We start from the raw sequence: 24440 nt of genomic DNA, 5'->3' as shown, positions 1-24440 counted from the left end.
TTGCTGCTGGTCGTTTCGATCGGCACCGCTGCTGTGGCGCAAACCGCAGAACCTGAACTTGCAGATGATCAGGACGCAATGACGCCGCTTGCTGCGATGTTTCAGGACATTGCGGAGTGGGAGAATGTTGCGCAGCGGGCCGAGGAAAGTCTTGGTACAGGCGTGACGACGACATTTGCCCTGAACCGATTGCGGGATGAGTTGTTCCTTTGGCGCGAGACGTTTGCAGACAAACTGGCCGATAATCAGGCGCGGATCACCACGGTGGACAGCCAGTTGGAGGCGTTAGGCGCGCCCCCTGAAAGCGGGGAAGAGGACCCGCAGATCGCCGCCCGCCGTGCAGAGTTAGACGCGCTGCGCCAAAGCCTTGCGACCCCCGATAGCTTGGTGGCAGAGGCGCACGCGCGTGCCAATGGGCTGTTGGCCGAAATTGATACGCAGGCGCGGGCGCAATTTGCCAGCCGGTTGCTGGTGCGCGATGCCTCGCCCCTTAATCCCACCCATTGGGGGGCGGCGATCGCGGCCTTTGGTGCGAGTTTGCAACTGATGTGGTCGGATATGGCGGCCGGGATCAGGACCAAGGTGGGCAACGGGACAATCTGGTCTGTCGCACCGCTTGCGCTGATAGGGATCGTTGCGGGTCTAGTCATGATGCTGCGCGCGCGGGGCTGGGTGCGGGGCATGCGCGACGGGCTGGGCAACAGATCACCACAGGCCCGGGCGCTGTGGTCGTTCATCCTGTCGCTGGGGCAGATGGTGCTGCCGCTGATCGGGCTGACGCTGTTTACCGAGTCTTTGCAAAGCCTAGATGTGCTGTCATCACGGGCAGACAAGATGTTCGGAGCCCTCTTTTCCGCGGTCTTCGTCATCATCGTTGCCCGCTGGTTGAACGACAAACTGTTCCCACCGGGCCCCGCCTTTGGCCCGCTAAGCTTTGCGCCCGAAAGCAATGACCGCATTCGGCGCGCGGGGATCACGCTAAGCTATGGTTTGGCGGCGATTGTGTTCGTTGCCGCGATGATGGAGCTGGTTGATGCGGCACGCATCTCTGTCGCGGTGATGCTGTTTCCGTTGCTGCTGTTTTTGGCGTTCACGCTGTATCAGCTGGGCAATGCGCTGCGCAGCCCGCCGGTGGATGATCCGAACTATAGCGGCACCGGGGGCCGGGTGCGGAGCGTGATCGGGCGGCTGACGATGGGGGTTGCCCTTGCAGCACCGGTTTTTGCAGCGCTTGGCTATGTCAACGCAGCTATTGGCCTGTTCCGCCCGGTGGTGCTGACGCTTGCGATCCTTGGCGTCGTGGTCGTGCTGCAACGGTTGGTGTCGGATATCTACGATTCAGGTGACGCGGACGAGGCTGATGCCGCAGGGCCGTTGATGCCGGTGCTGATCGGGCTGGGCGTGGGCATTCTTGCCTTGCCGTTCCTGGCCTTGGCCTGGGGCGCGCGGGTGACGGATTTGTTTGAAATCTGGGCCCGAATCTCTGCCGGGTTTGCGGTCGGAGATACCCGGATTTCGCCGTCCGATTTCATGACCTTCCTGCTGGTCTTTGCCATCGGCTATGTGCTGACGCGATTTGTGCAGGCGACGCTGCGCAATTCGGTTCTACCACGTACAAAGCTGGATCTGGGAGGGCAGAATGCGGTGCGATCCGGTGTTGGCTACGTCGGCATTTTTCTGGCGGGGCTGTTTGCGATCACCAGCGCAGGGATTGATCTGACTTCGCTTGCCTTTGTGGCGGGTGCGCTGTCGCTGGGTATCGGCTTTGGCTTGCAGAACATTGTGCAGAACTTTGTCTCTGGCATCATCCTGCTGATCGAACGCCCGATTGCCGAGGGCGACATGATCGAGGTCAACGGCCAGATGGGGTTTGTGCGCGATATTTCGGTCAGGTCGACGCGGATCGAGACCTTTGACCGGACCGATGTGATCATTCCCAATGCGGATCTGGTCAGCGGGCAGGTGATCAACTGGACCCAAGGCAACCCGGTGGGGCGTCTGATCGTGCCGGTTGGTGTGGCCTATGGGACGGATGTGGAAAAGGTGCGCGGCATACTGGCCGAGATCGCGGAAAAGCACCCGATGTCGCTGATGGACCCGCCGCCGCAGGTGTTTTTCATGGGGTTCGGTGCATCCTCGCTGGATTTTGAAATCCGCGTGCATTTGCGCGATGTGAACTGGAAGGTCGTGACCCTGTCCGAGATGAATTATGAGATTAACGCGCGATTTGCCGAAGCCGGGATTGAAGTTCCGTTCCCGCAACAGGACTTGTGGCTGCGCAATCCAGAGACCCTGAACCGTCCGGAGGAGACATGACCAAACCGCTATTTCGGGATGATGCCTATGCACGTGATGCGGTGGGCCGCGTGGTCGAGATAACAGCCGAGGGTGGAATCGTTTTGGATCAGACGAATTTCTATCCCACATCGGGCGGGCAGCCCGGCGATGCCGGGCGGCTGACATGGCAGGGCGGTGCGATTGAGGTTGCCACAACGGTCAAGGGGCCCGGAGATGCGATTGTTCTGGTTCCCGCAGAGCCTGCGGCCTTGCCAGAGCCGGGCACGCAGGTTCAGCAGACCTTGGCCTGGGACCGGCGGCACAAGTTGATGCGGATGCATACAGCACTTCATTTGCTGTCGGTTGTAATCCCTTTGCCGGTGACGGGCGGGTCCATTGGGACGGACAAGTCGCGGCTGGATTTTGACATGGAAGATGCGCCAGCCGACAAGGCTGCATTGGACGCCACACTCAACAAGCTGATCGATTGCCATTTCGCGGTGTCGGACGAATGGATCACAGAGGCCGAACTGGACGAGAACCCCAGCCTTGTCAAAACGCTGTCGGTGCAGCCGCCGCGCGGGGCAGGGCAGATCCGGTTGGTGCGTATTGGGGTTGGTGAAAACACAGCCGATCTGCAGCCCTGTGGTGGCACGCATGTGGCCAACACTGATGAGATTGGCCGTGTTCGGATCGGCAATATCGAGAAGAAAGGGCGCCAGAACCGGCGGGTCTATCTGCATCTGGAGGAAGGGTGATCTTTCGCTTTGCTGCCATCGCCACGGCCATTGTCTGTGCCGTTCTCTTTGTGACTTTCCTGCTGTTTCCGGGCAGCTACGCAGGCACTTACAGTGTGCCGACAAACGCCAGTGCGGAATTCATCACGCGCCGCTCGTCGGGGGTGTTTCTGGGTCTGGCAGTCATGTTGTGGATGGGGCGCAATGCGCCGGACAGCCCATTGCGCCGCGCGGTATGTTATGGGCTGTTTGCCATATTTGCGGGGATCGCGGCGACGGGGTGTTATGAATACGCGCGCGGCTTTGCCAGCGTATCCATTCTGGTCGCAGCCTTGGGTGAATTGGTGCTGGCGGGGCTGTTCTTGCGCGCGGCAAGACCCTAGTCGCGGCGCTGATCAAAAAGATCGCGTTCGGCGGTTTGCTGCAGGGTTTGTTCGCTTTCGGGCAGACCTTCGCGGGACAGCAGGATCGCCAAAGGGCGCAGGGCCGGGACGTGGCTGCAGACGACCAGCAGCATCACCATGATGGGCACTGACAGGAACATGCCCGGAATGCCCCAGACGGCCCCCCAGAACGCAAGGCTGATGATGATCCCAAATGATGACAACCGTAGCGCGCGGCCCATCAGCATCGGGTCGATGATGGATCCGGCAACAAACTGCACCATGCCTGCAAGGACAAAGACCGCCGTGGTCAGGGCCGCATCGCCAAACTGCACGTGCATCGCGAGCGCGATCAGGCCGGTCGCGACAATTGATCCGATGTTGGGGATGAAGTTCAGTACAAATGTGACCACGCCAATGGCCACCGCGACCTCTAGCCCGAAAATGCTGGCGATGCCAAAGACGACAAAGCCGGTGATCGCCGAGATGAAGGTTTTGACCAGCAGGTAATAGTTCACCCGGTGGATGATCGAGGCGATGATCTGGCCGACGCGCTGCGCCTGTGCCGCATCGCCCACGAAATTGTGCAGTTTGGTGGAAAACCAGATGCGTTCGGCAAAGAGAAAGCCCACGAACAGGATGACGAGGACTGTGCCTTGGGTCAGGTTGCTGGCAGACCCTGCCGCTTGTCGCAGGTAGCTGGAAAAATCGACGGATCGCACGGAGTTGAAAACAGCGGCCTCTGTATCCTCACCCAGCCACCCAAAGAGCGATGCGACAGCGGCGGGCACTCGTTCAGCATAAGACAATGTCGTCACCAACACTGTGTTGATCTGTGCCAGCAGAATGGACGTGAGCGTCAGCAGAGCGCCCGCGATCAGGAAAACGGCCGCCAGACTGGCGATCCAGTTGGGGATGCGGACCGGCCCAACCCGAAGGCGTGCGATAAAGTTGATCACGTCGCTGGTCAGTGAAAACAGGATGATCGCCGTTGCGAGGCTGATCAGCATAAAACGGGCCTGCACCAGCAGAAACAGCACCACCGCAAAGGCGATGATGATCAAAGCACCGGTTTGCACGCGCGCCAGTTCAAAACGCGCGTCCTTGGGCGGTGTGGCTGGGGGATCATGCTTCATCGCGGACCCGGGCAATCGTTCAACATGACGAGTATGTGCCGAAGCCTGCCGGGTTACAACGCGATTACAGTCACATGGTTGTTGGGACTTGCATGGGGTTTCAGGCCTTGCTAAATGCCCCTTCACGGACAGGTGGCCGAGTGGTCGAAGGCGCACGCCTGGAAAGTGTGTAGGCGGGAGACCGTCTCCAGGGTTCGAATCCCTGTCTGTCCGCCACTTCCCTTTTCTTGCAGAATGCGACGACTAAAGTGTTGGTGTCAGCGCCAGCAGTTCCTTGGTGTAGGCGGCCTGTGGGGCGGCGAAGAGGGTTTCGGATGCGCCGATTTCTTCGATCACGCCGTTGCGCAGGACGATGGCGTCGTTGGCCATTTGGCGCACGACGGCAAGGTTGTGGCTGATGAACAGGATTGAAAGATCAAAAGTAGATTGCAGGTCTTTGAGAAGGTTCAGGATTTCGGCCTGAATTGACACGTCAAGTGCCGAAGTTGGTTCATCACAGATCAGGAACCGCGGGCGGGCAAGTAGGGCGCGGGCCACAGCGATGCGTTGGCGCTGGCCGCCTGAAAACTGATGCGGGTATTTGTCAATGGCGCCGGGTGCCATGCCGACCAGATCAAGCATTGCTGCGGCGAGCGCATGGCGTTCGTCTGCATCCTCGACCAGACCATAAAGCCACAACGGCTCTGTCAGGATTTTGCCGATGCGGTGACGTGAATTGAGGCTGGAGTAGGGATCCTGAAACACCATCTGGATTAGCTGCCGGGACGGGTGGTCGCGCGGGCGGGCCTTGCCAGCGGGCAGGGGGGCATCACCCAACAGCATGGTGCCGCTTTGCACCGGGATCAGCCCGGTGATGGCCTTGGCGAGTGTCGATTTGCCAGAGCCGCTTTCGCCCACAAGCCCCATGATCCGGCCCGGTTGCACGGTAAAGCTGATGTCATGCAGGGCAACATACGGGTCGGGGCGCGAAAAGAGCGAGGTGCGTACACCGGGAAAAGTGACGCGTAGGTTTTGCACGGTCAGGCCTGTCGCCTCTTGCCGGAGCCCATCAAGCAGCCAGTCCTTGGCGCGGTTGCCAAGGTCACCGGGTGCCGTGTCTTCGCTTGCAATGACGGCGAAGCGTTCAAGCTTGCGATCAAGGGGCGGTACGGCGGCGATCAGACCTTTGGTATAGGTTTCCTGAGGGTCGCGTAGAATCTGCGCGGTTGAGCCGGTTTCGACCACGCGCCCGTTGCGCATGACGGTGACGTTATCGGTGATCTGGGCGATCACCCCGATGTCATGGGTGATCAGGATGACGGCGATCTGGCGGGTGTCGACAAGGCGGCGCAAGAGGTCGAGCACCTGGCTTTGCACCGCAACATCAAGGGCAGTGGTTGGCTCATCTGCGATGATCACGTCGGGGTTTGTGCAAAGTGCAAGAGCGATGACCACGCGCTGGCGCATCCCGCCCGAGAATTGGTGCGGGTATGATTTGATACGCTGTGCGGCGTTGGAGATCCCGATCTCTTCCAGCAGGTCCACGGCGCGGTCGTGTGCAGCCTGATGCGAGATATCCTCGTGCGCGAGGATGGTTTCGACCAGCTGATCCTCGATCGTCATCAGCGGGTTGAGGCTGGTTTGCGGGTCTTGAAAGATCATCGAGATGCGGCTGCCACGCAGGGCATGGGCTGCATCGCGGTCGAGTGTGCGTAGGTCGATGTCGTCAAGCGTCAGCTTGCCGTTTGCGATGTAGCCCGGCGACTGCAGAAGGCCGATGACGGCGGCACCAACGGTGGATTTGCCTGCGCCGCTTTCGCCCACGAGACCGTGGATTTCGCCGGGTTTTATGGTCATGTCCACGTCCGCAATGGCGGTGATGTCGCCAAAGCGAGAGGGGAAATTGACGGCGAGGTCCTGGATCGTCAGCATCAGCGCAGCCTTGTGTTGAAGACGTCCCGCAGGAAGTCTCCGAGGATGTTGATGGACACCACAAGGGCCACAAGAAAGAGCGTTGGTATCCAGAGGATCCACCACTCGCCCGAAAGTAGGAACTGCATACCGATCCGGATCAGGGTGCCCAGCGAGGGGCTGTCAGCGGGCAGGCCAATGCCAAGAAATGACAGCGTCGCCTCGAGCAGGATGGCGGAGGCCAGATCGACGGTCATGATCACCAGCAGAGGGCCAAGGATATTCGGCAGGATATGTACAAACATGACGCGGGCAGGGCGCTGACCCATCATGATGGCGGCTTGCACGTATTCTTTTTGCATTTGCACAAAGGTCGAGGCGCGGGCGGTGCGGGCGAAGTTGACCCAAAGTGACAGGGCAATGGCAAGGGTCAGCACGGCCACGCGCGGGTTTTGCTGCGCATCAGGTGGGAGAACGCCACGCGCGATGCCATCGATCAGCAGGGCGGTCAGGATTGCCGGAAGGGCGAGTTGCACGTCTGCGATCCGCATGACGATGGTATCAAGCCAGCCGCCGTAATATCCCGCAGCCAGTCCGAGGCCCACGCCAAGCACCGTGGCAATGGTCATTGCCGCAAGTCCGATCAGCAACGACAGGCGCGCGCCGTAAAGGATGGATGAGATCATGTCGCGCCCCTGATCATCCGTGCCAAGCAGGAACTTGGGATTGCCGCCCTCTTGCCAGACCGGCGGTAAGAGGCCGTCAAAAAGGCTGAAGGAGGCCAGATCATAGGGATTTATGAGCGAGAGCCAGGGCGCAAAGAGTGCGCCGAGAAAGATCAGCACCGCCACCAGGGCCGCAAGCATGGCGGCGGGCGAGTGGACAAAGAGCCAGAGCCCTTCGCGGCGTTTGAGAAAGTCGATCATGTGCTGTCCCGGACGCGTAATCGCGGGTCGATGGCGATGTAGAGCAGGTCAACGATCAGGTTCACCAGCACGAAGAAGAAGGCGATGACGACGAGGTAGACGCTCATCACCGGAATATCGACGAAGCGGATAGATTCGAGGAACAAGAGCCCCATGCCGGGCCATTCAAAGACGCTTTCGGTGACGATGGAAAAGGCGATGACGCCGCCGAATTGCAGACCGATGATGGTGATCACGGGCACCAGCGTGTTCGAGAGGGCATGGCGGTAGTAGATGGCGCGCATCGGCACGCCGCGGGCAAAGGCAAAGCGGATGTAGTCGGTGCGCATCACCTCCATCATCTCGGCGCGCACAAGCCGCATGGTGAGCGTGAGCTGGTAGATACCAAGAGTGATTGCGGGCAAGAGGATCGCGCGCCAGCCGTCGATGGTGAAGAACGAGCTTTCCCAGCCGCCGATCTGCACGGTGCCGCCACGCCCGAATGTTGGCAGCCAGCCCAGTTGCACACCAAAAAGGAAGATCAGCATGATCCCGATCACGAATGTCGGGATGGAGACACCGATCAGCGTCAGGATCAGGATGGATTGCGTGGCGATGCCGCGCGGTCTGAGCGCCGTATAGACACCGGTGGGGATGCCAACCACAAGCGATATCAAAAGGGCGACGACCCCAAGTTCGAGCGTGGCGGGGATGCGCACCGCAATCATTTCTGCGACCGGCTGGCGCGTGCGGAACGAGAATCCGAAATCACCACGCAGCATGTCGCTCGTAAAGCGCATGAATTGTGAGATGAAGGGATCGTTGAGGCCCAATTCTTCGCGCAGGCGTTCCTGATCCTGAACGGAGGTTTCGACACCGGTCATCTGGGTGATCGGGTCACCCACGAACCGAAATAGCGAAAAGGCGAGGAAGGCGACGGCAAGCATCACCAGAACGGACTGTACCAGCCGTTTGAAGATAAAATATGCCATCGCCTTGTTTGCCGCTCAGATCAGTTGACGGTGACCCACCGCAGCATGAAGAAGTTGTCGGCCCGTTGGGTCAGGTCAACGTTCTCTTTTGCCGCCCAGATCAGCGGCTGGGTATAGAGCGGAATATAGGCCACCTCGTCCTGGCTGATCTTGACGACCTCATCAATCATCGCTTGCCGCGCGGCTGGGTCGATTTCCTGCTGGATCATTGGCAGCAGTTCATCAATGCGCGCGTTAGAGAAATTGCCAAAGTTCCAGGACCCCAGCTTTTTCTCGTCATCCTGCGTGTGCTTGAGGAAGCGGATCGGGTGTTCCATGTCGAAGGTGCCGGGCGACCAGCCCAAGAGGTACATATCAAAGTCATCTTCGCGCAGTTGCGGCCAGTAGTCGCGCACAGGCCCGGTGCTAAGCTCTGCTTGCAGGCCCACAGCGGCAAACATTGATGCGGCAGCGCGGCACAGCGCCTCATCATTGATATAGCGGTCGTTGGGGCATTTCAGACCAAAGCTGAAGCCGTCCGGGTAGCCTGCCTCGGCCAGAAGTTCCTTGGCACGGTCAGGGTCATAGGCGGGGCGGTCGCTGTTGGCTTCGGAATAGCCGGAGATCCCGGCAGGGACCAGTTGCGAGGCCGGTTCGATCTTGCCGCGAAACAGCACCCGGTCAATCGAAGCAATGTCGAGCGCATGGGCCGCAGCAAGTCTGACGCGGACATCGGCAAAGGGGTTGGCGTCGGTGACGTCAGAGGAATACAGCAGCGTGTCGTGTTCATGGCCAAAGCCGAACATGATGACGCGGGTTTCTTCACCCTCGAGCACTTTGAAGCCGTCACGGGATTCGACTTGTTCGGCGTCCTGCAAGGGGATCGGCTGGATGAAGTCGATCTCGCCCGACAAAAGTGCTGCCAAACCGGTGGCCGCATTGCCGATGGGTGTGAAGGTCGCCTCTGTCACGTTGTGGCTGGTGTCATCCCACCATCCGCCGTTGGGCGACAGAACGGTCTTTACGCCGGGGTCGCGGCTGGTGAGCATGAAGGGTCCGGTGCCGTTGGCGTTCATCGTGGCGAAGTTTTCAGCGTCGCGGGCGGGCAATGCCGCGTCGTTGCCTTCGGCCCAATCCTTATCAAGGATCATGAAGTTGGCGATGCTGTCAGGGAACAGCGGGTTGGGCGAGGTGGTCACAAAGTCGATCGTGAAATCGTCGACCACGCGCACGTCAGACACGGGCGCAAACCAGGACCGGACATCGGCCGCTTCATCCGAAGCGCGCTGATAAGAGAACAGCACATCTTCCGCCGTGAAGGCCGCACCGTCCTGAAAGGTGACACCTTCGCGCAGGGTAAAGCGCCAGCCGTTTTCATCTGTCAGCGGCTCCCACGAGGTGGCAAGCGAGGGTTCGATGGACATGTCCTGCCCGCGACGGACCAGACCTTCGTAGATGTTGTTGAGGAACGACAGCACAGGCGCCGAGTTGACGGCGTGCGGGTCCATCGTTTGCGGGTCCGTATTGGAGGCCCATTTGAAGCTTTCGGCGGTAGCAGCGCTGGTGGAGGCAAGGAGCACCCCGCCTGCGAGCCCCAGAATGTGTGATCTGTTCATGTATCAGTCTCCCCAAGTTGCGTGATCGCAGCCTGAAGGTAATGCGCGAAAGGTCAAGGGCACAAACGTGAACGTCATCTGGTGAGGCAGGTTGGTTCTGTATAAGCTGGAAAGGTCAGAATGGAGAGACCGATGGCAGCCAGCACACCACCCGTTTGTGATTTCAACTGGCCCGCGCCTGCGTTTGCACTGCAGGCGACTGACGGCACAACCTATGGTCTGGACCAGATTGCGGGGCCCAAGGGGGCCTTGATCATGTTCATCTGCAACCTTTGCCCGTTTGTGTTGGCGATCCTTGATCGGATGATTGCGGACGCCAAGGCCTTGCAAGCGGCCGGGATTGGCGTTGCCGCGATATGTTCAAACGATCCGATTGCTTATCCGCAGGACAATTTCGAGAACATGACGCGCATGGCAAAGGAACAACAATTTCCGTTTCCCTACCTGCATGACGCGGATCAGTCGGTTGCCCGCGCCTATGCTGCGGTGTGCACACCAGATTTCTTTGGGTTCAATGCAGAATTGGGTTTGCAATATCGAGGCCGGTTGGATGCCGGTCGCACAGGGCCCGTGCCGGCCGATACACCGCGCGACCTGCGCGACGCGATGCTGGAGGTGGCCGTCACAGGGCGCGGACCTGCGGCGCAGGTGCCATCAATGGGCTGTTCGATCAAATGGGCCAGCTGAGCCATTTGTGGGAGGTCATCACGCGACCGAAAAAATCACAAAATCAGTCTGGACGGCCCTGAGTCGCGTTGCTATAGACCGCGCGAGTGTTCCGACGTAGCTCAGCGGTAGAGCAGTTGACTGTTAATCAATTGGTCGTAGGTTCGATCCCTACCGTCGGAGCCAATTTCCCCTACTATTTTGTCAAATCGGCCTTTGCCGGTTGCAATGCTGTTGGTTCGGGCGTTGGCGATAGAACGCTGCAAAAGTTGTCGTGCTTAGTCGTCGCGACCAGGCTCGTCTGGGTTGCTTGAGAACAAGGCAATTTTATTCCCCTGAGGGTCGCGCAGATAGCCGACATAAAACCGTGGTCCATATGCGGCACGAAATCCGGGCTGGCCTTCGTCGGAACCACCGGCGGCCAGTGCGGCTGCGTGCAGGTCGCGGACCTGTTCTTGGGTCTGCGCCTCAAAGGCCACCATCGCACCATTCCCAGCCGAAGCAGGGCGGCCATCAAAGGTTGGTTTGACGTAGTAATCAGGTAACAATGATGTTTGACCTGCCCGAATGGGCAGCGCGCAGCTGAGACCTTCGGCGCTTTCGGTGAGGTCGTAGCCAAGGGCTGGCAGGAAGGCCGCATAGAACCGCTTGGCCTTGGCCATATCGTCGGCGCCAACTGTGACATAGGCGATCATTGTATGGAGTCCTTTGGTCTATTGCGTGGTGCGATTGTATTGTTGGCAGGCGAAAGCGCAATTGGTCTGATCAATGGCATTGCCTGATGGGTGGGATCATGTCTTTCGCCCCGATGACGGCCAACGTGTTGAGAAAGTGTGGTCAGCAGAGCGCGAATGTGGAGTTTTGCGACAATGGCCCGTTCGGTTGCACACGGTCTTTGCCGGTCAGATCGACAAGATGGGCAAAGACGTTGCGCGCGGCGGCGGGATGCATTGCTTTGGGCACATCGGTATAGATCAAAGACGTCAGAGCTACAGGTGTCATCGGTCCCGTTTGCAGTGCCGCGACGATCTGCTCAGAGCGGGCATTACGATGATCAATGAGCCATTGCAGGCGTGCTTTGGGGTCCAGAACCGGATCGCCGTGGCCGGGGTGGTATGTCGTCTCTGGGCGTTGCAGCATAAGGTGGCAAGAGGCCATGAAATCGGTCAGATCGCCATCTGGCGGTGAGACAAGTGAGCTGGCCCAACCCATCACGAGATCGCCGGTAAAGGCCACGTCGCGCCACGCAATGGCAATGTGATTGCCCATGTGCCCCGGCGTATGCAGCACGCTAAAGCCACCAGGAAGCGTGTCACCGTTAGCGACGGTCTTGTCGGGGGCAAAGTCGGGGTCAACCCCTTCGCCGCCACCGGCCAGACCGCTGGCCGCAAGGGTCTGCATCACAGCACTGCGGCCTGCGTCACTGGGTCCAAAAGCCACAACTGGACACTGCAGCACATCGGCCAGGGGACGGGCAAGAGGGGCATGGTCGAGGTGACTGTGGGTGACGATGATCTGAGTAACGTTGCGTCCCGCGACGGCTGAGAGCAGCGCGTCCTGATGGTCGGGCAGCATCGGGCCGGGGTCGATGATGGTCAAGGCATCCCCGGTTGCGACGACATAGCTGTTGGTGCCGGTGTAAGTCATCGGAGACGGGTTGCCCGCCCTGATCCGCAGCACACCGGGCGACACCGTCACCGGTTGGCCAATCTCATCCGACATATCGCGCTTTCCGATCCTGAACTGCCCCGCTAGGTTTGGTCTATGTTCTTTAGCTGGCTCAAACAATACATGCCACGTGGGCTATATGGGCGGGCTTTGCTCATCCTGATCCTGCCTGTTGTCACGCTCCAGCTTTTGGTGTCGGTGGTTTTTATCCAGCGACATTTTGAAGGTGTCACCCGTCAGATGACGCGGGCTGTGGCGATTGATCTGAGCTTTGTCATTGAAACGGCTAACGCAGCCGCGACCTTTGCCGAAGCCCGGCAAGCCGTGGATGCAATTGCGGGGCCCTTGCAGATGGTGGCCGATTGGCCAGAAGCGATCCCGGAGGAGGGCTTGCAGAACCCTTGGACCGATTTCACCGGCCCTAGTGTGAACCGTTATCTGCGTGCGCAGGTTCCCGCGATCGAGATGGTTTCTTTGGCGGATCGGCGGCGGGTTGCGGTGGGGGTGCAATCCGCGCATGGGCCGCTGACGCTGGATTTTGCGCGTTCGCGTGTGTCTGCGTCAAACCCGCACCAGCTTTTGGTGATTATGGTGGTGCTTGGCGGGCTGATGACGGCGATTGCCTATCTGTTTTTGCGCAACCAGTTACGCCCGATCAAGCGGATGGCGGCGGCCGCTGCGGCCTATGGCAAGGGCCGGATCACCAATTACAGCCCCTCGGGCGCGGTCGAGGTGCGCGCGGCAGGCATGGCGTTTCTGGATATGCGCAACCGGCTGGAACGCCAGACCCAATCGCGTACCATGATGTTGTCGGGCGTGAGCCACGACCTGCGCACGCCGCTGACCCGGTTGCGGCTGGGGCTGTCGCTGCTTGAAGAGGACGATGCGGCCCCGCTGGTGCGCGACGTGGAAGACATGCAGCATCTGTTGGATGCGTTTCTTGATTTCGCGCGCGCAGATGCAGGCGATGATCTGGTGCCCACCGTGCCGCGTGCCTGCGTCGAAGAGGTGTTGGAAGATGCGGCACGGATGGGGCAGGCAGTGCGCCTCTCAGAGGCAACTGGGTCTGATGATCCCGTGCCGCTGCGCCCGCTGGCGATCCGTCGGGCGCTTGCCAATCTGGTCGGAAATGCGTTGCGCTATGGCAACCAAGCTGAGATTGGTGTGCATGTCACCGACCGCGCGGTGCGCTTTGTGGTTGAAGACGACGGCCCCGGCATCCCGCCCGCACGGCGCGAAGAGGCGCTGCAACCTTTTACCAGGCTGGATACCGCCCGCAATCAGGACAAGGGATCAGGTGTGGGCCTTGGCCTTGCCATCGTCGCCGACATCGCGCGAAGCCATGGCGGTGTGCTGCGCCTAGGCGACAGTGAAGCGCTGGGCGGCTTGAAGGCTGAAGTGGTCTTGGCGCGATAGTTGGGCGGTGAGACCAAGGGATCGGCTTGATTGTGCGTAGGAAGGATTGGTGGGTCAGCAGTCAGTTTGGATGGCTGCTTTTGCTGTGACACATCGAGACGCCCTTCATGTTTACACGCCAACAACGGTTGTTGTTTCCCTGCCTATAATATCTGTATTTTGTTGTCAGGTTGGGCAAACCGGCACCGTATTGAATAATTTCTAAGACGGGGTACTCATGATCTCTGAAGGTGAACATGAACCCAGACGTTTTCAAGCCAATTGAAATTCCAGCGGACTTGGCGCCGTATTTCAGGCGGGCAATGGTCGCGTTTTCGGACGTCCCGGTGGACCTGGAGTTTGTGGTGCGTGGTACGGGATATTGTTACCTGGGCTGGACACCAAACGGCCGATGGAGCGGCCGCGTCAACGGTATCCCTGTCATCGACACCGACATGGACGGATCGCTTCATTTATCTGGTCAGGTGTTCGATGGCGAGGTGATCTGTCGATCATCGGGTCTGTTGCAACAGATTTTTTGCGAGTTCACAGCTTTGGGGCAATTCGCGTTGCTCGGGATCCCTGGGCGTGAAACTTTTGAACGTGCAATAAATCCTGTCGGATTGGTTCCGCTACTTGGCGCGGTGCAAGAGGCACTTGATACCTCTTTGCCGTTAAAAAGTGCGGAATGCTTGTCAGAAGCCATGTTTGGAGCGCTATCCACGTTGCCCGCAGCGATGACGGTACCCCAATACCTTAAGGCGATGGTTGGTGACATCGAGAGAACGCACGGCAATATCAAGGTTACAGATCTCCTCGCAAATGTGCCGGTTTCGGAACGCAAAGCGAGGGATGAGTTTGGCCACCTTGTTGGTCTATCTCCGAAGCGTTTCGCCAAACTTCTCCAGATCAATCATGCCTTTGGGGCAATGCTTGAATTGGGCAGCCAGAGGCTGGCCGAACTTGCTATTGAATGCGGGTTTTCGGATCAAGCACATATGACGCGGGCATTTGCCGACTTCTTGGGCAATAGCCCGGTTAGGTTTTCGGAGGACATCGAGCCAACGCTCAAGCAGTTCGTTGGATATTCACGGCAACTGAAGTCAGATCGCTAGCCACGTCAGGTTTCGCGGTTGGTGTCCAATATTTCAACCCAGTCCATCAATGCGTTCAACCGATTTTCCAACGTATAGAGATTCAAATCCTGGATTTCGATGAAGGCAAACCGCTCTGTCAGCCCCAACATTGATCCGGTTCTCATGTGCCATTTCTCACTCTTTCGGTAAAAGAGGTGAGGAGCATCCAAGAGCGACGACTGGACTTTTTCTGAAATGGCGTCCTGAGCGCCGGTAAGGCCCCGAACAGTATAGGTGTCCGAAAACGGCTTTGGCATACCGACTTTGGGAAAGTGAGGTGCTGTCCGTTTCTTAACAGTGGCAAGGGCAGAGGCATCGATGTCCAAAAGTCCATCCAACATATTGGATTTCAGATGAATGAATAATGGTGGAAAAATAGGTGTCTTGGACAGTTTGGTGAAGATGTGAACAGAACCGCTGCCCGGGTCACGTGTTCTTGTCTTCTGTTTGCCGTGAGCGACAAGGAGAAAGTCGCGCCCTCTAATTTCCCCTTTGATCGTCAACCAAACTCTAAAAGAATAGTAATCCGACGGATTTCCGATGTTGTGCAAGGTTTCACCGGACAGTTGGGATGGCAGGACGTCACGTGGGGTGCGGTCGATTTCCCATCCGTTGTCCCTGGCGAGCTTGGTTATCAGGCGTGCATGGCGACGTTTGCGAAAAAGCAGCTTGGGCACGCCATAAAGAAACAGCACTAGAAGCAGGATTATGAAGAACGCGTGGAGGTATATCATTCTTGTTGCTTCCACATAGATTTCGCCGGGCCGAAGAGGTTAGCAGCAGTTCAGATTGATTACGAATGTCTGCGGATCTTCTCCGGTGGATTTAGGGCGTGTTTCAGCCCTGTAGCTTAAGGTCTGCCCATTGATCGGATCACCAAGAGTGTTTGCAAATTTCACAAATTCCAGTGCTTTGAAGTTGTCACTCACACCAGCTGCGCCCATTGCTGCTTCGTCTTCTGACAACCCTTGCGCTTGCAGATTTTTCATCTGCTGCTGAAATACATTTGCCTGCTTTATGCCTTTCGGAAACTGTTTGATTATCTCTTCGGGCGTACTCGATTGCCGCATCATGACGACGGCTTGGTCGATCTCATCTTGGGGCATCATTTGAGCGAATGCCGATGGGGAGAAGAGGCAGGTGAGAGAAATCGTTTCACTAACATGATGAAATAAATCGCTTTTGCTGAGTATTGTAGACACTTTGGCTTAGTCCGCTGATGGATACTCAATCGTGATCAAAGTGCCGGAGACCAGAAATTCATCACTGGTGGGCAATTGGTCGTATTTGAGCGACACGCGGACATCGCCACTCAATTTGTCGATGTAAGTACCGCGCAATTCTCCGACCTTTGATCCTGCAAAGTGACGATGCTCCAATCCCTCTACCGCCGAGCGGCTGAGCCCAAGTGAGCGCAAATAGTCTGCGTTCATGATCACTTCTGCGGTGTAGAATTCGGTAAATTCAGGTGATTCAAGTGGTCGCAAGGTGCACTGTTCGCCACCTTCAAGTGCTGCAATAAAATACCGCTCTTCTTTCTTCTCATAACCCTGGCCCGTGACATTGCACATGTCTTCGGTGCAATCGGCAGAGGGAAGGGCCTTTACGCCTTCTGCGCGCTCTAAGGCTTCGCGCGCAAACAGGTCGCAAGGTTCGAATTTTGGGACTTGAGCTTTCACGATATACCGCGTGATTGGACCTTCCACAGATATTTGTGGGTCTTCACGGCACGCGGCGAGAAGAAGCACTATGGCAGGCAATTTCAGCCACAAGAGCCGACAAGACGACATTTTCGACTGGAACCGCGCATCGCACGTTTGGCCTGCCTTTTCGGGTCGATCTTCGAGAGGGATATTTGCGTTGTTCAACATGAAACCGTCACATCGACTGTGTACGTTGTTCCATCACCTCTGCGAACCTCGTCAGCGGCTTCGAACCCCAATTCTGAAAATGAAACGGCGCTGAGGCCGAATTTGTATTCGTCGTCGGCGGCGTGAAAAACGACCGCAACTGTGTCTGCAAAGCCGGTGGCCTTGAAGAAGAAACCGTCACCATCCGTGTCTTTTTCAGAAAAACCCGGATCGGCGGTTCGAACGTTCAACATGCCATTGGACAGAAGCTCGCAAGAAACTTCCAACTCTGTCGCGTGACCTTCGACGTCCAAGGTTGCCGTTCCCGCATGACCAACCGACGTGAACAACACGCCCGACACCAAACTTCCGCAAAATAGCCGTCTCAATCATCTCTCCTTTTTCCCAAGACTATTCGGTGCCCCCGGTTGAGAGATTGAATATTTCGGCAAAGTTGAATGTGACGCTGGGCTTTCCAGATTTCCTGTGCAGCAGAGCATGTTCATGTGTCGGCCAATCGGCTCGTCACTTGCGACGCAAGACCTCCACCTGGCTGGGGGGTTTGCGTGCCACCTTTGTGTCAGCCGAGGAAGACCTTGCCTTCCGGATAACCGACTTTGGGTTTGCTTTGAGTGGCAAGAAGAAACGCGAGCGTGAGTGGTCCAAGACGACCGACAAACATTATCAAGATAATCATGGCGCGCCCGAATTCATCGAGCTCTCCGGTGGCACCTCTCGATAGGCCGACTGTGCCGAACGCAGAGCAGACCTCGAACAGCAGGTCAAGAAAATCGCCCTTGTAGGTTATTGACGCCAGGAAAAGACCGATTGCCACCAAAAAGATCGAAAGCGCGGTCAAGGCCAGCACTTTCATGGTTTCCGACATGCCAAGGCTGCGGCCAAAGATTTGAAGCCGTTCCTGTCTGCGGAAGAATGCCAGCGTCGCCAGACCCAGTACAATCAGTGTGGTCACTTTGATGCCGCCAGCTGTGGACGATGGCCCGCCGCCAACCAGCATCAGCGCAAGCGTCATCACGGTCGTGCTGTTTTCCATTTCGGCATAGTCAAGTGTGTTGAACCCTGCCGTGCGCGGTGTCACCGCCTGAAACCAGCTGGCCAGAACGCGCGCGCCGTCGCTGTCCAGCACGCCGAGTGTGGCAGGGTTATTCCATTCCAGGAGCGCGAACATGATCCAGGCAAATAAGATCAATGCCAGCGTGCCCGACAGCATCAGCTTGCTATGAAGCGTCAGTTTGCGCCAACTGCGCTGCTTGTTCAAATCTGCGAGAACGACAAAGCCTAGCCCGCTCAGGATGAAAAGCGCCGTGATTGTGATATTCACCACCGGGTCCGCCACATAGCCTGACAGACTATCCGAAAACAACGAGAAACCGGCATTGTTAAACGCAGATATGGCGTGGAAGAGCGCCTGCCAAAACCCGAGTGCCCAGCCAAACTCAGGCACAAATACAAACATCAGAATTGCTGTCGCGATGGCTTCGGCCGCGAAAGCCACCAAAATCACCGCCTTCACCAAAACGAACAGCTCGCTTACCCCAGCCTGGCCCAGTTCGTCACGCAGTACCAGCCGCTGAGGCATCCCAATGGTCAGCCCAAGCATCATCAACAGAAGGGCTGCGAATGTCATCAGACCCAACCCGCCGATCTGGATGAGCACCGCAATGATGATCTGACCAATCAGCGTGAAGCCGGAACCGGTGTCCACGACGACCAGACCCGTGACCGTGACGGCCGATGCGGCTGTAAAAAGGGCATCACTGAAGCTGACATCGCCTGAATTGCTGAAGGGCAATCGCAACGCAACCGCTCCGGCGAGGATGAAGGCGGCGTAGATGCTTGCAAGGATTGCAGGCGGACTAAGGCGCTTTTGACGGATTGTAAGCTGAAGGCGGGACATCCGGTGCCTCATAACCCGCGCGCAAATTCGCGAAGGTCCTGACGTCCGCCCAGCAGAAGCAAGAGATCGCCTTTTTCAAGAGTACAGCTATCGGCATCGCAACCAATGAAATCGGTCCCGCGCAAAACGCCGATGCAGCGGAGGCTGTGGTCCTGGCGGTAGCTGAGTTCAGACAGGGACTTGCCCTCCAAGCTTTCCGGGACCCGGAAATTGACAACATGTTGCCCGTTTCCGAGGCTCACGTAATCCCGCACCAAAGGGTTGTTCAGGACCTGTGCGATATGTTGGCCGACTTCACGCTCTGGGTGGATGACTCGGTCAACGCCCAGTTTTGAGAGAATGCGATGATGATTCTTCGATGTGGCCTTTGCCCAAATCGAGTCCACACCCAAGGTCTTGAGGTTCATCGTCGTCAGTACGCTTGCCTCGATTTTGGTCCCAATCGCGACAATGCCGACATCGACCGTATCGACCCCCGCCTCTCTGAGTGCCGCGTCGTCCCGAGCGTCGAGGATCAGGGCTTGCGACAAATGCTCAGCATGCGCGTTGACAAGGCGTTCGTTCTTGTCGATGCCGATGACGTCATTCCCAAAGCGTTGCAAATCGCGGGCGAGGGTCGCCCCGAAAGTTCCCAAACCAATGACTGCAAAGGACCTGCGCTTGACCGACATATGACACCTTATGAGTGCGTGCTTTGTGATGAATGTATTCCGGAACGACGCTTTGCCAAGCCGTTGAGCGCGTTGAGATAATTTTCTGCCGAGTCGACGCATGACCATTCAGCGGCAATTGGTGGGCGTGGTCAGACTCGTGCTAATCGCTACTTCAGCGCAAATTTTCTGGGGGAAACAGACCTTTTGAAGGCCTCGCTTTACGGCTCGAACCTCCGAAGAACGGCACAGGATGCCGCCGAAAACAGGACAAAGCGACGGAAAGCGCGATTTATTCAAAAGGGTGGCCATGTGGCGGAGAGACAGGGATTCGAACCCTGGGTAGGCTTGCACCCACAACGGTTTTCGAGACCGCCCCGTTCGACCACTCCGGCACCTCTCCGCGAAGGGTCAACGGAGTGCCGTTTAATCGGGCCGCGCGGCCTTCGCAAGCCCGATCTGACTGCAGTGCTGACAATCCCGTGGGGCGGCCTTGGAAAACGGGCGCGCGGGGCATATCACTGAGTGAGAGCAGCAAAGGACTGTCCGATATGATCCACTTTCGAATGATTGCACCGCTGGCGCTGGCGGTGTCGGTCACGACCGCGCAGGCGCAGACGGTTGAGCCAGCAAAGGTCGAGGCCCTGTTTGATGCGTTGGGCCTGCCCGAGATGATGCAGATCATGCGTGAGGAGGGGGTCAATTATGGTGCCGAGATTGGTGAGGACCTGTTTGACGGTCGCGCCTCGGTCGAGTGGACCAATATTGTGTCGGGTATTTATGACGCGGATGCCATGCAAACAGTTGTGCTAGAGGGGCTGACAACTGCGCTGGAAGGTGACGATGTCGACGCGATGATCGCGTTTTTCAGTGGCGAGCCGGGGCAGACCATCATCGGTCTGGAGCTGTCAGCACGGCGGGCGTTGCTGGATGAGACCGTGGAAGAAGCGGCCAAGGAGGTCGCGACAGAGGCGATGCTGGACAACACAGATCGCTACCAAAAGGTCAGATCCTTTATTGAAATCAATGACCTGGTCGAGACCAATGTTGTTGGTGCGATGAATTCGAATTATGCATTTTACACAGGTTTGATGGACGGTGGTGCCTTGCCGCAAGAGCTGACCGAGGATCAGGTTCTAAACGACGTCTGGAGCCAAGAGCCAGAAATTCGCGTGAACACGACTGAGTGGGTCTATTCGTTTTTGATGTTGGCCTATCAGCCGCTGTCAGACGCGGATCTGGATGCCTATATCGCGTTTTCCGAGACTGAAGCCGGTCAGGACCTGAATGCGGCGATGTTCGCGGCATTTGACGGGATGTTTGAAGATATCAGCCGTGCCTTGGGTCTGGGATCGGCGCAGTTCATGACCGGGCAGGACATCTAGGCTGGCCTGCGCCTATTGCACGACAACCACGTTCTGCGCATGGGTCTGGAAGGACCCCAGAACCAGATCAAAGCCACGCAAATAGCTGGTTGAAACGGCGTCTGCCAATGGGCCCAGTATTGCCTCGGCCCCGTGGATCAGCTCGACCCGGCAGCCTGTGTCAGTTGCGGTGAAAGCGACAGTCACGATGGTCGCGGCCTGAGGAAATTCCGCCGGGTGCCAGGAAAAGGCGAGGTAGCCGTGGGGATCGAAGGCTATGATTGTCCCGCGAGTGATGGGCTTCCCATCTTTGTCTACTTCGGTGATCTTGCCACCCTTACGTGGATCAAGCCGCAGCTGCGGGCCCGCTTTGGGCCACCATGTGGCAAGGCCGTTGGTAAATAGCGCAAACGCCTCTGCCACGGTCAGTGGGACATCAATGGTCTTGCGGGTCAGCACATCGGGCAGATCGGTCATTTGCGAGGCTCTTTCTGTTGGGCATTGCGGCGGGCGAGGGCTTCGGCCTCGCGCTGGAACGCGGCAAGCGCATCGTCCCAGAGGCTATCAAGATAGGTGCGCAGGCTGTCGATGCCAGTGGGGGCAAGGCTGTAAAGCCGACGGTTGCCTTGAGGCGTGACCGTCACCAAACCCGCATCAGATAACACGCGCAGGTGTTGGCTGACCGCCGGGCGGGATACCGGCAGGCCCTCTGCCACGGTTCCAACGTGGCAGGGTCCGGCACGCAGGCGTTCCACAATCGCGCGGCGGGTGGGATCGGCCAGTGCGGTTATTGCATCTTCGTAAGTCATGGCTTACGTAAAGCATCGGGCCATCGTTCTGTCAACGGTTTACCGTTTCGCAAGGCAACGCGCGGTGCTGCCCTTGAAGCCCCTGACGGGTGTGAATAAGACTCTGTCAGGAAAATGAGAGTATGGACAAAATTGTCCCCGAAATTGAGGCGAGCCCTGATGCACGATCCTGTTGAGACCTACATGAACCTTGTGCCGATGGTGGTCGAACAGACCGCACGCGGCGAACGCGCCTATGATATTTTCAGCCGCCTGCTGAAAGAGCGGATTATCTTCCTCAACGGTCCCGTGCATGACGGGATGAGCCAGCTGGTTGTCGCCCAGTTGCTGCACCTTGAAGCTGAGAATCCCAAGAAAGAAATCAGCATGTACATCAACAGCCCCGGCGGCGTGGTGACATCAGGCCTGAGCATTTACGATACGATGCAATATATCCGCCCCAAGGTTAGCACATTGGTGATCGGGCAGGCGGCGTCCATGGGATCGCTGCTGCTGACGGCAGGTGAGGCGGGCATGCGGTTTTCATTGCCAAACAGCCGCGTGATGGTTCACCAGCCCAGCGGCGGGTATCAAGGGCAGGCGACGGATATCATGATCCATGCCCAGGAAACCCAAAAGCTGAAAGACCGGTTGAACCAGATCTATGTCCAGCACACCGGCCAGACATTGAAAAAGGTTGAGGCGGCGCTGGAACGTGACAATTTCATGAGCCCCGAAGAGGCCAAGGACTGGGGTTTGATCGACGAAATCGTCGCCAACCGCGAGAAGTTGGAAGACTAGGTCACGATGACCTGACGTGCGCCATTTTGGCGTTGTGGACATGCGCGCGCTGGCCTAGTCTTTGGATAAAGGCCAGCGCGCAAAGATTTTTCCGGGTCCAATGGGCCCATGCCAAAGGACCGAATGATGGCGACGACATCCGGGAACGACAGCAAAAATACGCTCTATTGCAGCTTTTGCGGCAAGAGCCAGCACGAGGTTCGCAAGCTGATTGCGGGGCCAACGGTGTTCATCTGTGATGAATGTGTTGAGCTGTGCATGGACATCATTCGCGAAGAGACAAAAACAGCCGGGCTGAAAGCCGGTGAAGGTGTGCCGACACCAACAGAGATTTGTGGCGTTCTGGACGATTATGTGATTGGCCAGATGCATGCCAAGCGCGTGCTGTCTGTGGCGGTACACAATCACTACAAACGTCTGAACCACGCGGATAAATCCGACATCGAACTGGCGAAATCCAACATCATGCTGATTGGTCCAACGGGCTGCGGCAAGACTTTGCTGGCCCAGACATTGGCTCGCATTCTGGATGTGCCTTTCACCATGGCCGATGCGACCACGCTGACCGAAGCCGGTTATGTGGGCGAGGATGTTGAAAATATCATCCTGAAACTGCTGCAGGCCAGCGAATACAACGTCGAACGCGCACAGCGTGGCATCGTCTATATCGACGAGGTCGACAAGATCACGCGCAAGTCTGACAATCCTTCGATCACTCGTGATGTGTCGGGCGAGGGTGTGCAGCAAGCCTTGCTGAAGATCATGGAAGGCACGGTTGCCTCTGTTCCGCCCCAGGGCGGGCGCAAGCATCCGCAACAGGAATTCCTGCAAGTGGATACCACGAACATTCTGTTCATCTGTGGTGGTGCTTTTGCGGGACTCGACAAGATTATCGCGCAGCGTGGCAAAGGCTCTGCCATGGGTTTTGGTGCAGACGTCAAGGATGTGGATGACCGCGGTGTGGGCGAAGTCTTTATGGATCTCGAGCCGGAAGATTTGTTGAAATATGGCCTGATCCCAGAATTTGTCGGGCGTCTGCCGGTGATTGCGACCTTGCAGGACCTGGACGAGGACGCGTTGATCACCATTTTGACCGCGCCCAAGAATGCCTTGGTCAAGCAGTATCAGCGGTTGTTCGAGCTGGAAGACACCAAGCTGACATTCACTGAGGACGCACTGCAAGCGATTGCCAAGCGCGCGATTGAGCGTAAGACAGGCGCGCGAGGATTGCGGTCGATCATGGAAGACATCTTGTTGGACACAATGTTCGATCTGCCAGGTCAGGACACCGTGGCCGAGGTTGTGGTGAACGAAGAGGCGGTCAATTCAGATGCTGCCCCGCTGATGATCCACGACGACAAGAAGAAGAAAGAAACCGCGAGCGCCTGAGATGGGTAAAGGGGCGGCACATGTCGGACCCTTTACACCAATTCTGCGCATCTTTGATGAAGCCAAGGCGCGTGCTTTCTATGTCGAATGGCTTGGCTTTGAGGTTCTGTTCACCCATCGATTCGGGCCTGAAATGCCGCTTTACCTTGGGGTCATCCGCGATGGTGCAGAGCTTCACCTAAGCGAGCACCATGGCGACACCACACCGGGGACGCGGGTCAGGTGCAAAGTTAAGGATATTGACGCGCTTACGGCAGAGCTGGCCAACCGACCATATCCTTATCTGAACCCCGGCGCGCCGCAGACTCAGGATTGGGGCGAACGCGATTTGACACTGACAGATCCGTTCGGGAACAAGATCACATTTTATCAGGATGCAGGTTGATGGTCCGCCATATCTCTACCGGTTCACCCTTTGAAGAGCAGATTGGCTACAGCCGGGCAGTTGTAACCGATGGCTGGGTTTTTGTAGCGGGAACAACAGGTTACAACTATTCCTCGATGGCGATGCCGCCCGATGTTACGGACCAGTGCCGCAATGCCATCGCTACGATTGCCGCGGCATTGCAGGAGGCGGGCAGCGGTTTGGATCACGTTGTGCGCGTCAACTATATTCTGCCAAATGCGGCCGATTGGCCTGCATGCTGGCCGGTTGTTTCGACAGCCTTTGCCAAGGCACGCCCCGCAGCAACGATGATTTCGGCATCCTTGCAAAATCCCGAGATGAAAATTGAAATTGAAGTGACCGCCCGTGTCCCGTGAAGAGGGCTGATTGATGCAATTGCCGCAACAATGAATGCTGCATTGAAACATTAACTTCTTTTGGTTGCGAGGATGGCTGTATTTTCGCCAAATTCCCACCAATCGTTTGCCTTTATTGGGATTTTCAGGAATAACGGC

26 protein-coding genes and 3 tRNA genes are annotated in these 24440 nt (G+C 57.5%); 13 read left to right on the top strand and 16 right to left on the bottom strand.

Annotated elements, in window-relative coordinates; all coding sequences use genetic code 11:
- From AB3Y40_RS09925 to AB3Y40_RS09915, 3 genes are read left to right on the top strand one after another with little or no spacing between them, the layout of a single operon-like run.
- Complete coding sequence (locus AB3Y40_RS09925; protein WP_369438628.1) at positions 1-2316, top strand: DUF3772 domain-containing protein; 2316 nt, start codon at positions 1-3, stop codon at positions 2314-2316.
- On the top strand, positions 2313-3035 hold the full coding sequence (locus AB3Y40_RS09920) for an alanyl-tRNA editing protein (RefSeq protein ID WP_369438627.1): 723 nt from the start codon (positions 2313-2315) through the stop codon (positions 3033-3035). The genes AB3Y40_RS09925 and AB3Y40_RS09920 overlap by 4 nt, the downstream gene beginning before the upstream one ends.
- Positions 3032-3397: a hypothetical protein gene (locus tag AB3Y40_RS09915; RefSeq protein ID WP_369438626.1), complete on the top strand. Its 366-nt coding sequence runs from the start codon at positions 3032-3034 to the stop codon at positions 3395-3397. The genes AB3Y40_RS09920 and AB3Y40_RS09915 overlap by 4 nt, the downstream gene beginning before the upstream one ends.
- On the opposite strand, the gene AB3Y40_RS09910 is transcribed toward AB3Y40_RS09915, so the two are convergent.
- Entirely contained in the window at positions 3394-4533 is a 1140-nt protein-coding gene (locus AB3Y40_RS09910; protein ID WP_369438625.1) for an AI-2E family transporter, read from the bottom strand. The genes AB3Y40_RS09915 and AB3Y40_RS09910 overlap by 4 nt on opposite strands.
- A 126-nt stretch (positions 4534-4659) precedes the next feature.
- Between AB3Y40_RS09910 and AB3Y40_RS09905 the strand changes: the two genes are divergently transcribed.
- Positions 4660-4749: transfer RNA gene (locus AB3Y40_RS09905), tRNA-Ser, on the top strand.
- A 27-nt stretch (positions 4750-4776) separates the two neighbouring features.
- Here AB3Y40_RS09905 and AB3Y40_RS09900 read toward each other — a convergent pair.
- The 4 genes from AB3Y40_RS09900 to AB3Y40_RS09885 are packed head-to-tail and all read right to left on the bottom strand — an operon-like array spanning position 4777 to position 9915.
- On the bottom strand, positions 4777-6444 hold the full coding sequence (locus AB3Y40_RS09900) for a dipeptide ABC transporter ATP-binding protein (protein WP_369438624.1): 1668 nt from the start codon (positions 6442-6444) through the stop codon (positions 4777-4779).
- Complete coding sequence (locus AB3Y40_RS09895; protein WP_369438623.1) at positions 6444-7349, bottom strand: ABC transporter permease; 906 nt, start codon at positions 7347-7349, stop codon at positions 6444-6446. Before AB3Y40_RS09895 ends, AB3Y40_RS09900 begins: the two co-directional genes overlap by 1 nt.
- Positions 7346-8320, bottom strand: a complete 975-nt coding sequence (locus AB3Y40_RS09890) for an ABC transporter permease (protein WP_369438622.1) — start codon at positions 8318-8320, stop codon at positions 7346-7348. The genes AB3Y40_RS09895 and AB3Y40_RS09890 overlap by 4 nt, the downstream gene beginning before the upstream one ends.
- Positions 8321-8340: 20 nt before the next feature.
- Complete coding sequence (locus AB3Y40_RS09885; protein WP_369438621.1) at positions 8341-9915, bottom strand: ABC transporter substrate-binding protein; 1575 nt, start codon at positions 9913-9915, stop codon at positions 8341-8343.
- Positions 9916-10047: 132 nt separating this feature from the next.
- Here AB3Y40_RS09885 and AB3Y40_RS09880 point away from each other — a divergent pair, with 132 nt between their 5' ends.
- Positions 10048-10602 (top strand): thioredoxin family protein, encoded by a 555-nt coding sequence (locus AB3Y40_RS09880; protein WP_369438620.1) that lies wholly within the window; start codon positions 10048-10050, stop codon positions 10600-10602.
- Between the two features lie 90 nt (positions 10603-10692).
- Positions 10693-10767 (top strand) — tRNA-Asn (locus AB3Y40_RS09875).
- 92 nt (positions 10768-10859) lie between these two features.
- Here the strand turns inward: AB3Y40_RS09875 and AB3Y40_RS09870 are convergent.
- Positions 10860-11276, bottom strand: coding sequence for a VOC family protein (locus AB3Y40_RS09870; RefSeq protein ID WP_369438619.1), 417 nt, complete (start codon positions 11274-11276; stop codon positions 10860-10862).
- Positions 11277-11418: 142 nt separating this feature from the next.
- The gene (locus AB3Y40_RS09865) at positions 11419-12303 is read right to left on the bottom strand and encodes an MBL fold metallo-hydrolase (protein WP_369438618.1); all 885 of its coding nucleotides are present in this window, start codon (positions 12301-12303) and stop codon (positions 11419-11421) included.
- A 42-nt stretch (positions 12304-12345) separates the two neighbouring features.
- On the opposite strand from AB3Y40_RS09865, the gene AB3Y40_RS09860 reads away from it, so the two are divergent.
- Positions 12346-13665, top strand: coding sequence for an ATP-binding protein (locus AB3Y40_RS09860; RefSeq protein ID WP_369438617.1), 1320 nt, complete (start codon positions 12346-12348; stop codon positions 13663-13665).
- 236 nt (positions 13666-13901) lie between these two features.
- On the top strand, positions 13902-14759 hold the full coding sequence (locus tag AB3Y40_RS09855) for an AraC family transcriptional regulator (protein WP_369438616.1): 858 nt from the start codon (positions 13902-13904) through the stop codon (positions 14757-14759).
- 5 nt (positions 14760-14764) lie between these two features.
- Here the strand turns inward: AB3Y40_RS09855 and AB3Y40_RS09850 are convergent, their stop codons facing one another.
- The 7 genes from AB3Y40_RS09850 to AB3Y40_RS09820 all read right to left on the bottom strand — a co-directional run bounded on the left by AB3Y40_RS09850 (position 14765) and on the right by AB3Y40_RS09820 (position 19601).
- Positions 14765-15514: a hypothetical protein gene (locus AB3Y40_RS09850; protein WP_369438615.1), complete on the bottom strand. Its 750-nt coding sequence runs from the start codon at positions 15512-15514 to the stop codon at positions 14765-14767.
- 39 nt (positions 15515-15553) lie between these two features.
- Complete coding sequence (locus AB3Y40_RS09845) at positions 15554-15982, bottom strand: hypothetical protein (protein WP_369438614.1); 429 nt, start codon at positions 15980-15982, stop codon at positions 15554-15556.
- Positions 15983-15988: 6 nt separating this feature from the next.
- Positions 15989-16651, bottom strand: a complete 663-nt coding sequence (locus AB3Y40_RS09840) for a hypothetical protein (protein ID WP_369438613.1) — start codon at positions 16649-16651, stop codon at positions 15989-15991.
- Entirely contained in the window at positions 16645-16995 is a 351-nt protein-coding gene (locus AB3Y40_RS09835) for a hypothetical protein (protein ID WP_369438612.1), read from the bottom strand. The genes AB3Y40_RS09840 and AB3Y40_RS09835 overlap by 7 nt, the downstream gene beginning before the upstream one ends.
- A 215-nt stretch (positions 16996-17210) precedes the next feature.
- Positions 17211-18548 (bottom strand): TrkH family potassium uptake protein, encoded by a 1338-nt coding sequence (locus tag AB3Y40_RS09830; protein WP_369438611.1) that lies wholly within the window; start codon positions 18546-18548, stop codon positions 17211-17213.
- An 8-nt stretch (positions 18549-18556) separates the two neighbouring features.
- Positions 18557-19219 (bottom strand): potassium channel family protein, encoded by a 663-nt coding sequence (locus tag AB3Y40_RS09825; RefSeq protein ID WP_369439633.1) that lies wholly within the window; start codon positions 19217-19219, stop codon positions 18557-18559.
- 292 nt (positions 19220-19511) lie between these two features.
- Positions 19512-19601: transfer RNA gene (locus AB3Y40_RS09820), tRNA-Ser, on the bottom strand.
- Between the two features lie 148 nt (positions 19602-19749).
- On the opposite strand from AB3Y40_RS09820, the gene AB3Y40_RS09815 reads away from it, so the two are divergent.
- Positions 19750-20583 (top strand): hypothetical protein, encoded by an 834-nt coding sequence (locus AB3Y40_RS09815; protein ID WP_369438610.1) that lies wholly within the window; start codon positions 19750-19752, stop codon positions 20581-20583.
- 12 nt (positions 20584-20595) lie between these two features.
- Here AB3Y40_RS09815 and AB3Y40_RS09810 read toward each other — a convergent pair whose 3' ends face one another.
- Together AB3Y40_RS09810 and AB3Y40_RS09805 are read right to left on the bottom strand one after the other, a co-directional pair.
- A complete protein-coding gene (locus AB3Y40_RS09810) occupies positions 20596-21039 on the bottom strand; it encodes an SRPBCC domain-containing protein (RefSeq protein ID WP_369438609.1) in 444 nt (147 codons plus the stop codon).
- Positions 21036-21371 carry an ArsR/SmtB family transcription factor gene (locus tag AB3Y40_RS09805; RefSeq protein WP_369438608.1) on the bottom strand — a complete coding sequence of 112 codons (336 nt, stop codon included), beginning with the start codon at positions 21369-21371 and terminating at the stop codon, positions 21036-21038. The genes AB3Y40_RS09810 and AB3Y40_RS09805 overlap by 4 nt, the downstream gene beginning before the upstream one ends.
- A 159-nt stretch (positions 21372-21530) precedes the next feature.
- Between AB3Y40_RS09805 and AB3Y40_RS09800 the strand changes: the two genes are divergently transcribed.
- From AB3Y40_RS09800 to AB3Y40_RS09785, 4 genes are all read left to right on the top strand, one after another.
- Complete coding sequence (locus AB3Y40_RS09800; protein WP_369438607.1) at positions 21531-22151, top strand: ATP-dependent Clp protease proteolytic subunit; 621 nt, start codon at positions 21531-21533, stop codon at positions 22149-22151.
- 126 nt (positions 22152-22277) lie between these two features.
- The gene (gene clpX / locus AB3Y40_RS09795; protein WP_369438606.1) at positions 22278-23540 is read left to right on the top strand and encodes an ATP-dependent Clp protease ATP-binding subunit ClpX; all 1263 of its coding nucleotides are present in this window, start codon (positions 22278-22280) and stop codon (positions 23538-23540) included.
- Between the two features lies 1 nt (position 23541).
- Complete coding sequence (locus AB3Y40_RS09790; RefSeq protein WP_369438605.1) at positions 23542-23925, top strand: glyoxalase superfamily protein; 384 nt, start codon at positions 23542-23544, stop codon at positions 23923-23925.
- On the top strand, positions 23925-24302 hold the full coding sequence (locus AB3Y40_RS09785; RefSeq protein ID WP_369438604.1) for a RidA family protein: 378 nt from the start codon (positions 23925-23927) through the stop codon (positions 24300-24302). The genes AB3Y40_RS09790 and AB3Y40_RS09785 overlap by 1 nt, the downstream gene beginning before the upstream one ends.
- Positions 24303-24440 lie beyond the last annotated feature (138 nt).

Source organism: Yoonia sp. R2331, assembly GCF_041103235.1.
In the GTDB taxonomy this organism is placed as follows: domain Bacteria; phylum Pseudomonadota; class Alphaproteobacteria; order Rhodobacterales; family Rhodobacteraceae; genus CANMYO01.
The sequence above is the reverse complement of the archived record's forward strand: the minus strand, read 5'-3'. Positions and strand labels throughout refer to the sequence as shown.

What these genes read in the sequence shown, in the direction of transcription:
- AB3Y40_RS09920 (WP_369438627.1), top strand. Translation starts at nt 2,313, where the DNA reads ATGACCAAACCGCTATTTCGGGATGATGCCTATGCACGTGATGCGGTG.
- AB3Y40_RS09910 (WP_369438625.1), bottom strand. Translation starts at nt 4,533, where the DNA reads ATGAAGCATGATCCCCCAGCCACACCGCCCAAGGACGCGCGTTTTGAA.
- AB3Y40_RS09900 (WP_369438624.1), bottom strand. Translation starts at nt 6,444, where the DNA reads ATGCTGACGATCCAGGACCTCGCCGTCAATTTCCCCTCTCGCTTTGGC.
- AB3Y40_RS09895 (WP_369438623.1), bottom strand. Translation starts at nt 7,349, where the DNA reads ATGATCGACTTTCTCAAACGCCGCGAAGGGCTCTGGCTCTTTGTCCAC.
- AB3Y40_RS09890 (WP_369438622.1), bottom strand. Translation starts at nt 8,320, where the DNA reads ATGGCATATTTTATCTTCAAACGGCTGGTACAGTCCGTTCTGGTGATG.
- AB3Y40_RS09885 (WP_369438621.1), bottom strand. Translation starts at nt 9,915, where the DNA reads ATGAACAGATCACACATTCTGGGGCTCGCAGGCGGGGTGCTCCTTGCC.
- AB3Y40_RS09880 (WP_369438620.1), top strand. Translation starts at nt 10,048, where the DNA reads ATGGCAGCCAGCACACCACCCGTTTGTGATTTCAACTGGCCCGCGCCT.
- AB3Y40_RS09870 (WP_369438619.1), bottom strand. Translation starts at nt 11,276, where the DNA reads ATGATCGCCTATGTCACAGTTGGCGCCGACGATATGGCCAAGGCCAAG.
- AB3Y40_RS09865 (WP_369438618.1), bottom strand. Translation starts at nt 12,303, where the DNA reads ATGTCGGATGAGATTGGCCAACCGGTGACGGTGTCGCCCGGTGTGCTG.
- AB3Y40_RS09860 (WP_369438617.1), top strand. Translation starts at nt 12,346, where the DNA reads ATGTTCTTTAGCTGGCTCAAACAATACATGCCACGTGGGCTATATGGG.
- AB3Y40_RS09855 (WP_369438616.1), top strand. Translation starts at nt 13,902, where the DNA reads ATGAACCCAGACGTTTTCAAGCCAATTGAAATTCCAGCGGACTTGGCG.
- AB3Y40_RS09850 (WP_369438615.1), bottom strand. Translation starts at nt 15,514, where the DNA reads ATGATATACCTCCACGCGTTCTTCATAATCCTGCTTCTAGTGCTGTTT.
- AB3Y40_RS09840 (WP_369438613.1), bottom strand. Translation starts at nt 16,651, where the DNA reads ATGTTGAACAACGCAAATATCCCTCTCGAAGATCGACCCGAAAAGGCA.
- AB3Y40_RS09830 (WP_369438611.1), bottom strand. Translation starts at nt 18,548, where the DNA reads ATGTCCCGCCTTCAGCTTACAATCCGTCAAAAGCGCCTTAGTCCGCCT.
- AB3Y40_RS09825 (WP_369439633.1), bottom strand. Translation starts at nt 19,219, where the DNA reads ATGTCGGTCAAGCGCAGGTCCTTTGCAGTCATTGGTTTGGGAACTTTC.
- AB3Y40_RS09815 (WP_369438610.1), top strand. Translation starts at nt 19,750, where the DNA reads ATGATCCACTTTCGAATGATTGCACCGCTGGCGCTGGCGGTGTCGGTC.
- AB3Y40_RS09810 (WP_369438609.1), bottom strand. Translation starts at nt 21,039, where the DNA reads ATGACCGATCTGCCCGATGTGCTGACCCGCAAGACCATTGATGTCCCA.
- AB3Y40_RS09805 (WP_369438608.1), bottom strand. Translation starts at nt 21,371, where the DNA reads ATGACTTACGAAGATGCAATAACCGCACTGGCCGATCCCACCCGCCGC.
- AB3Y40_RS09800 (WP_369438607.1), top strand. Translation starts at nt 21,531, where the DNA reads ATGCACGATCCTGTTGAGACCTACATGAACCTTGTGCCGATGGTGGTC.
- clpX (WP_369438606.1), top strand. Translation starts at nt 22,278, where the DNA reads ATGGCGACGACATCCGGGAACGACAGCAAAAATACGCTCTATTGCAGC.
- AB3Y40_RS09790 (WP_369438605.1), top strand. Translation starts at nt 23,542, where the DNA reads ATGGGTAAAGGGGCGGCACATGTCGGACCCTTTACACCAATTCTGCGC.
- AB3Y40_RS09785 (WP_369438604.1), top strand. Translation starts at nt 23,925, where the DNA reads ATGGTCCGCCATATCTCTACCGGTTCACCCTTTGAAGAGCAGATTGGC.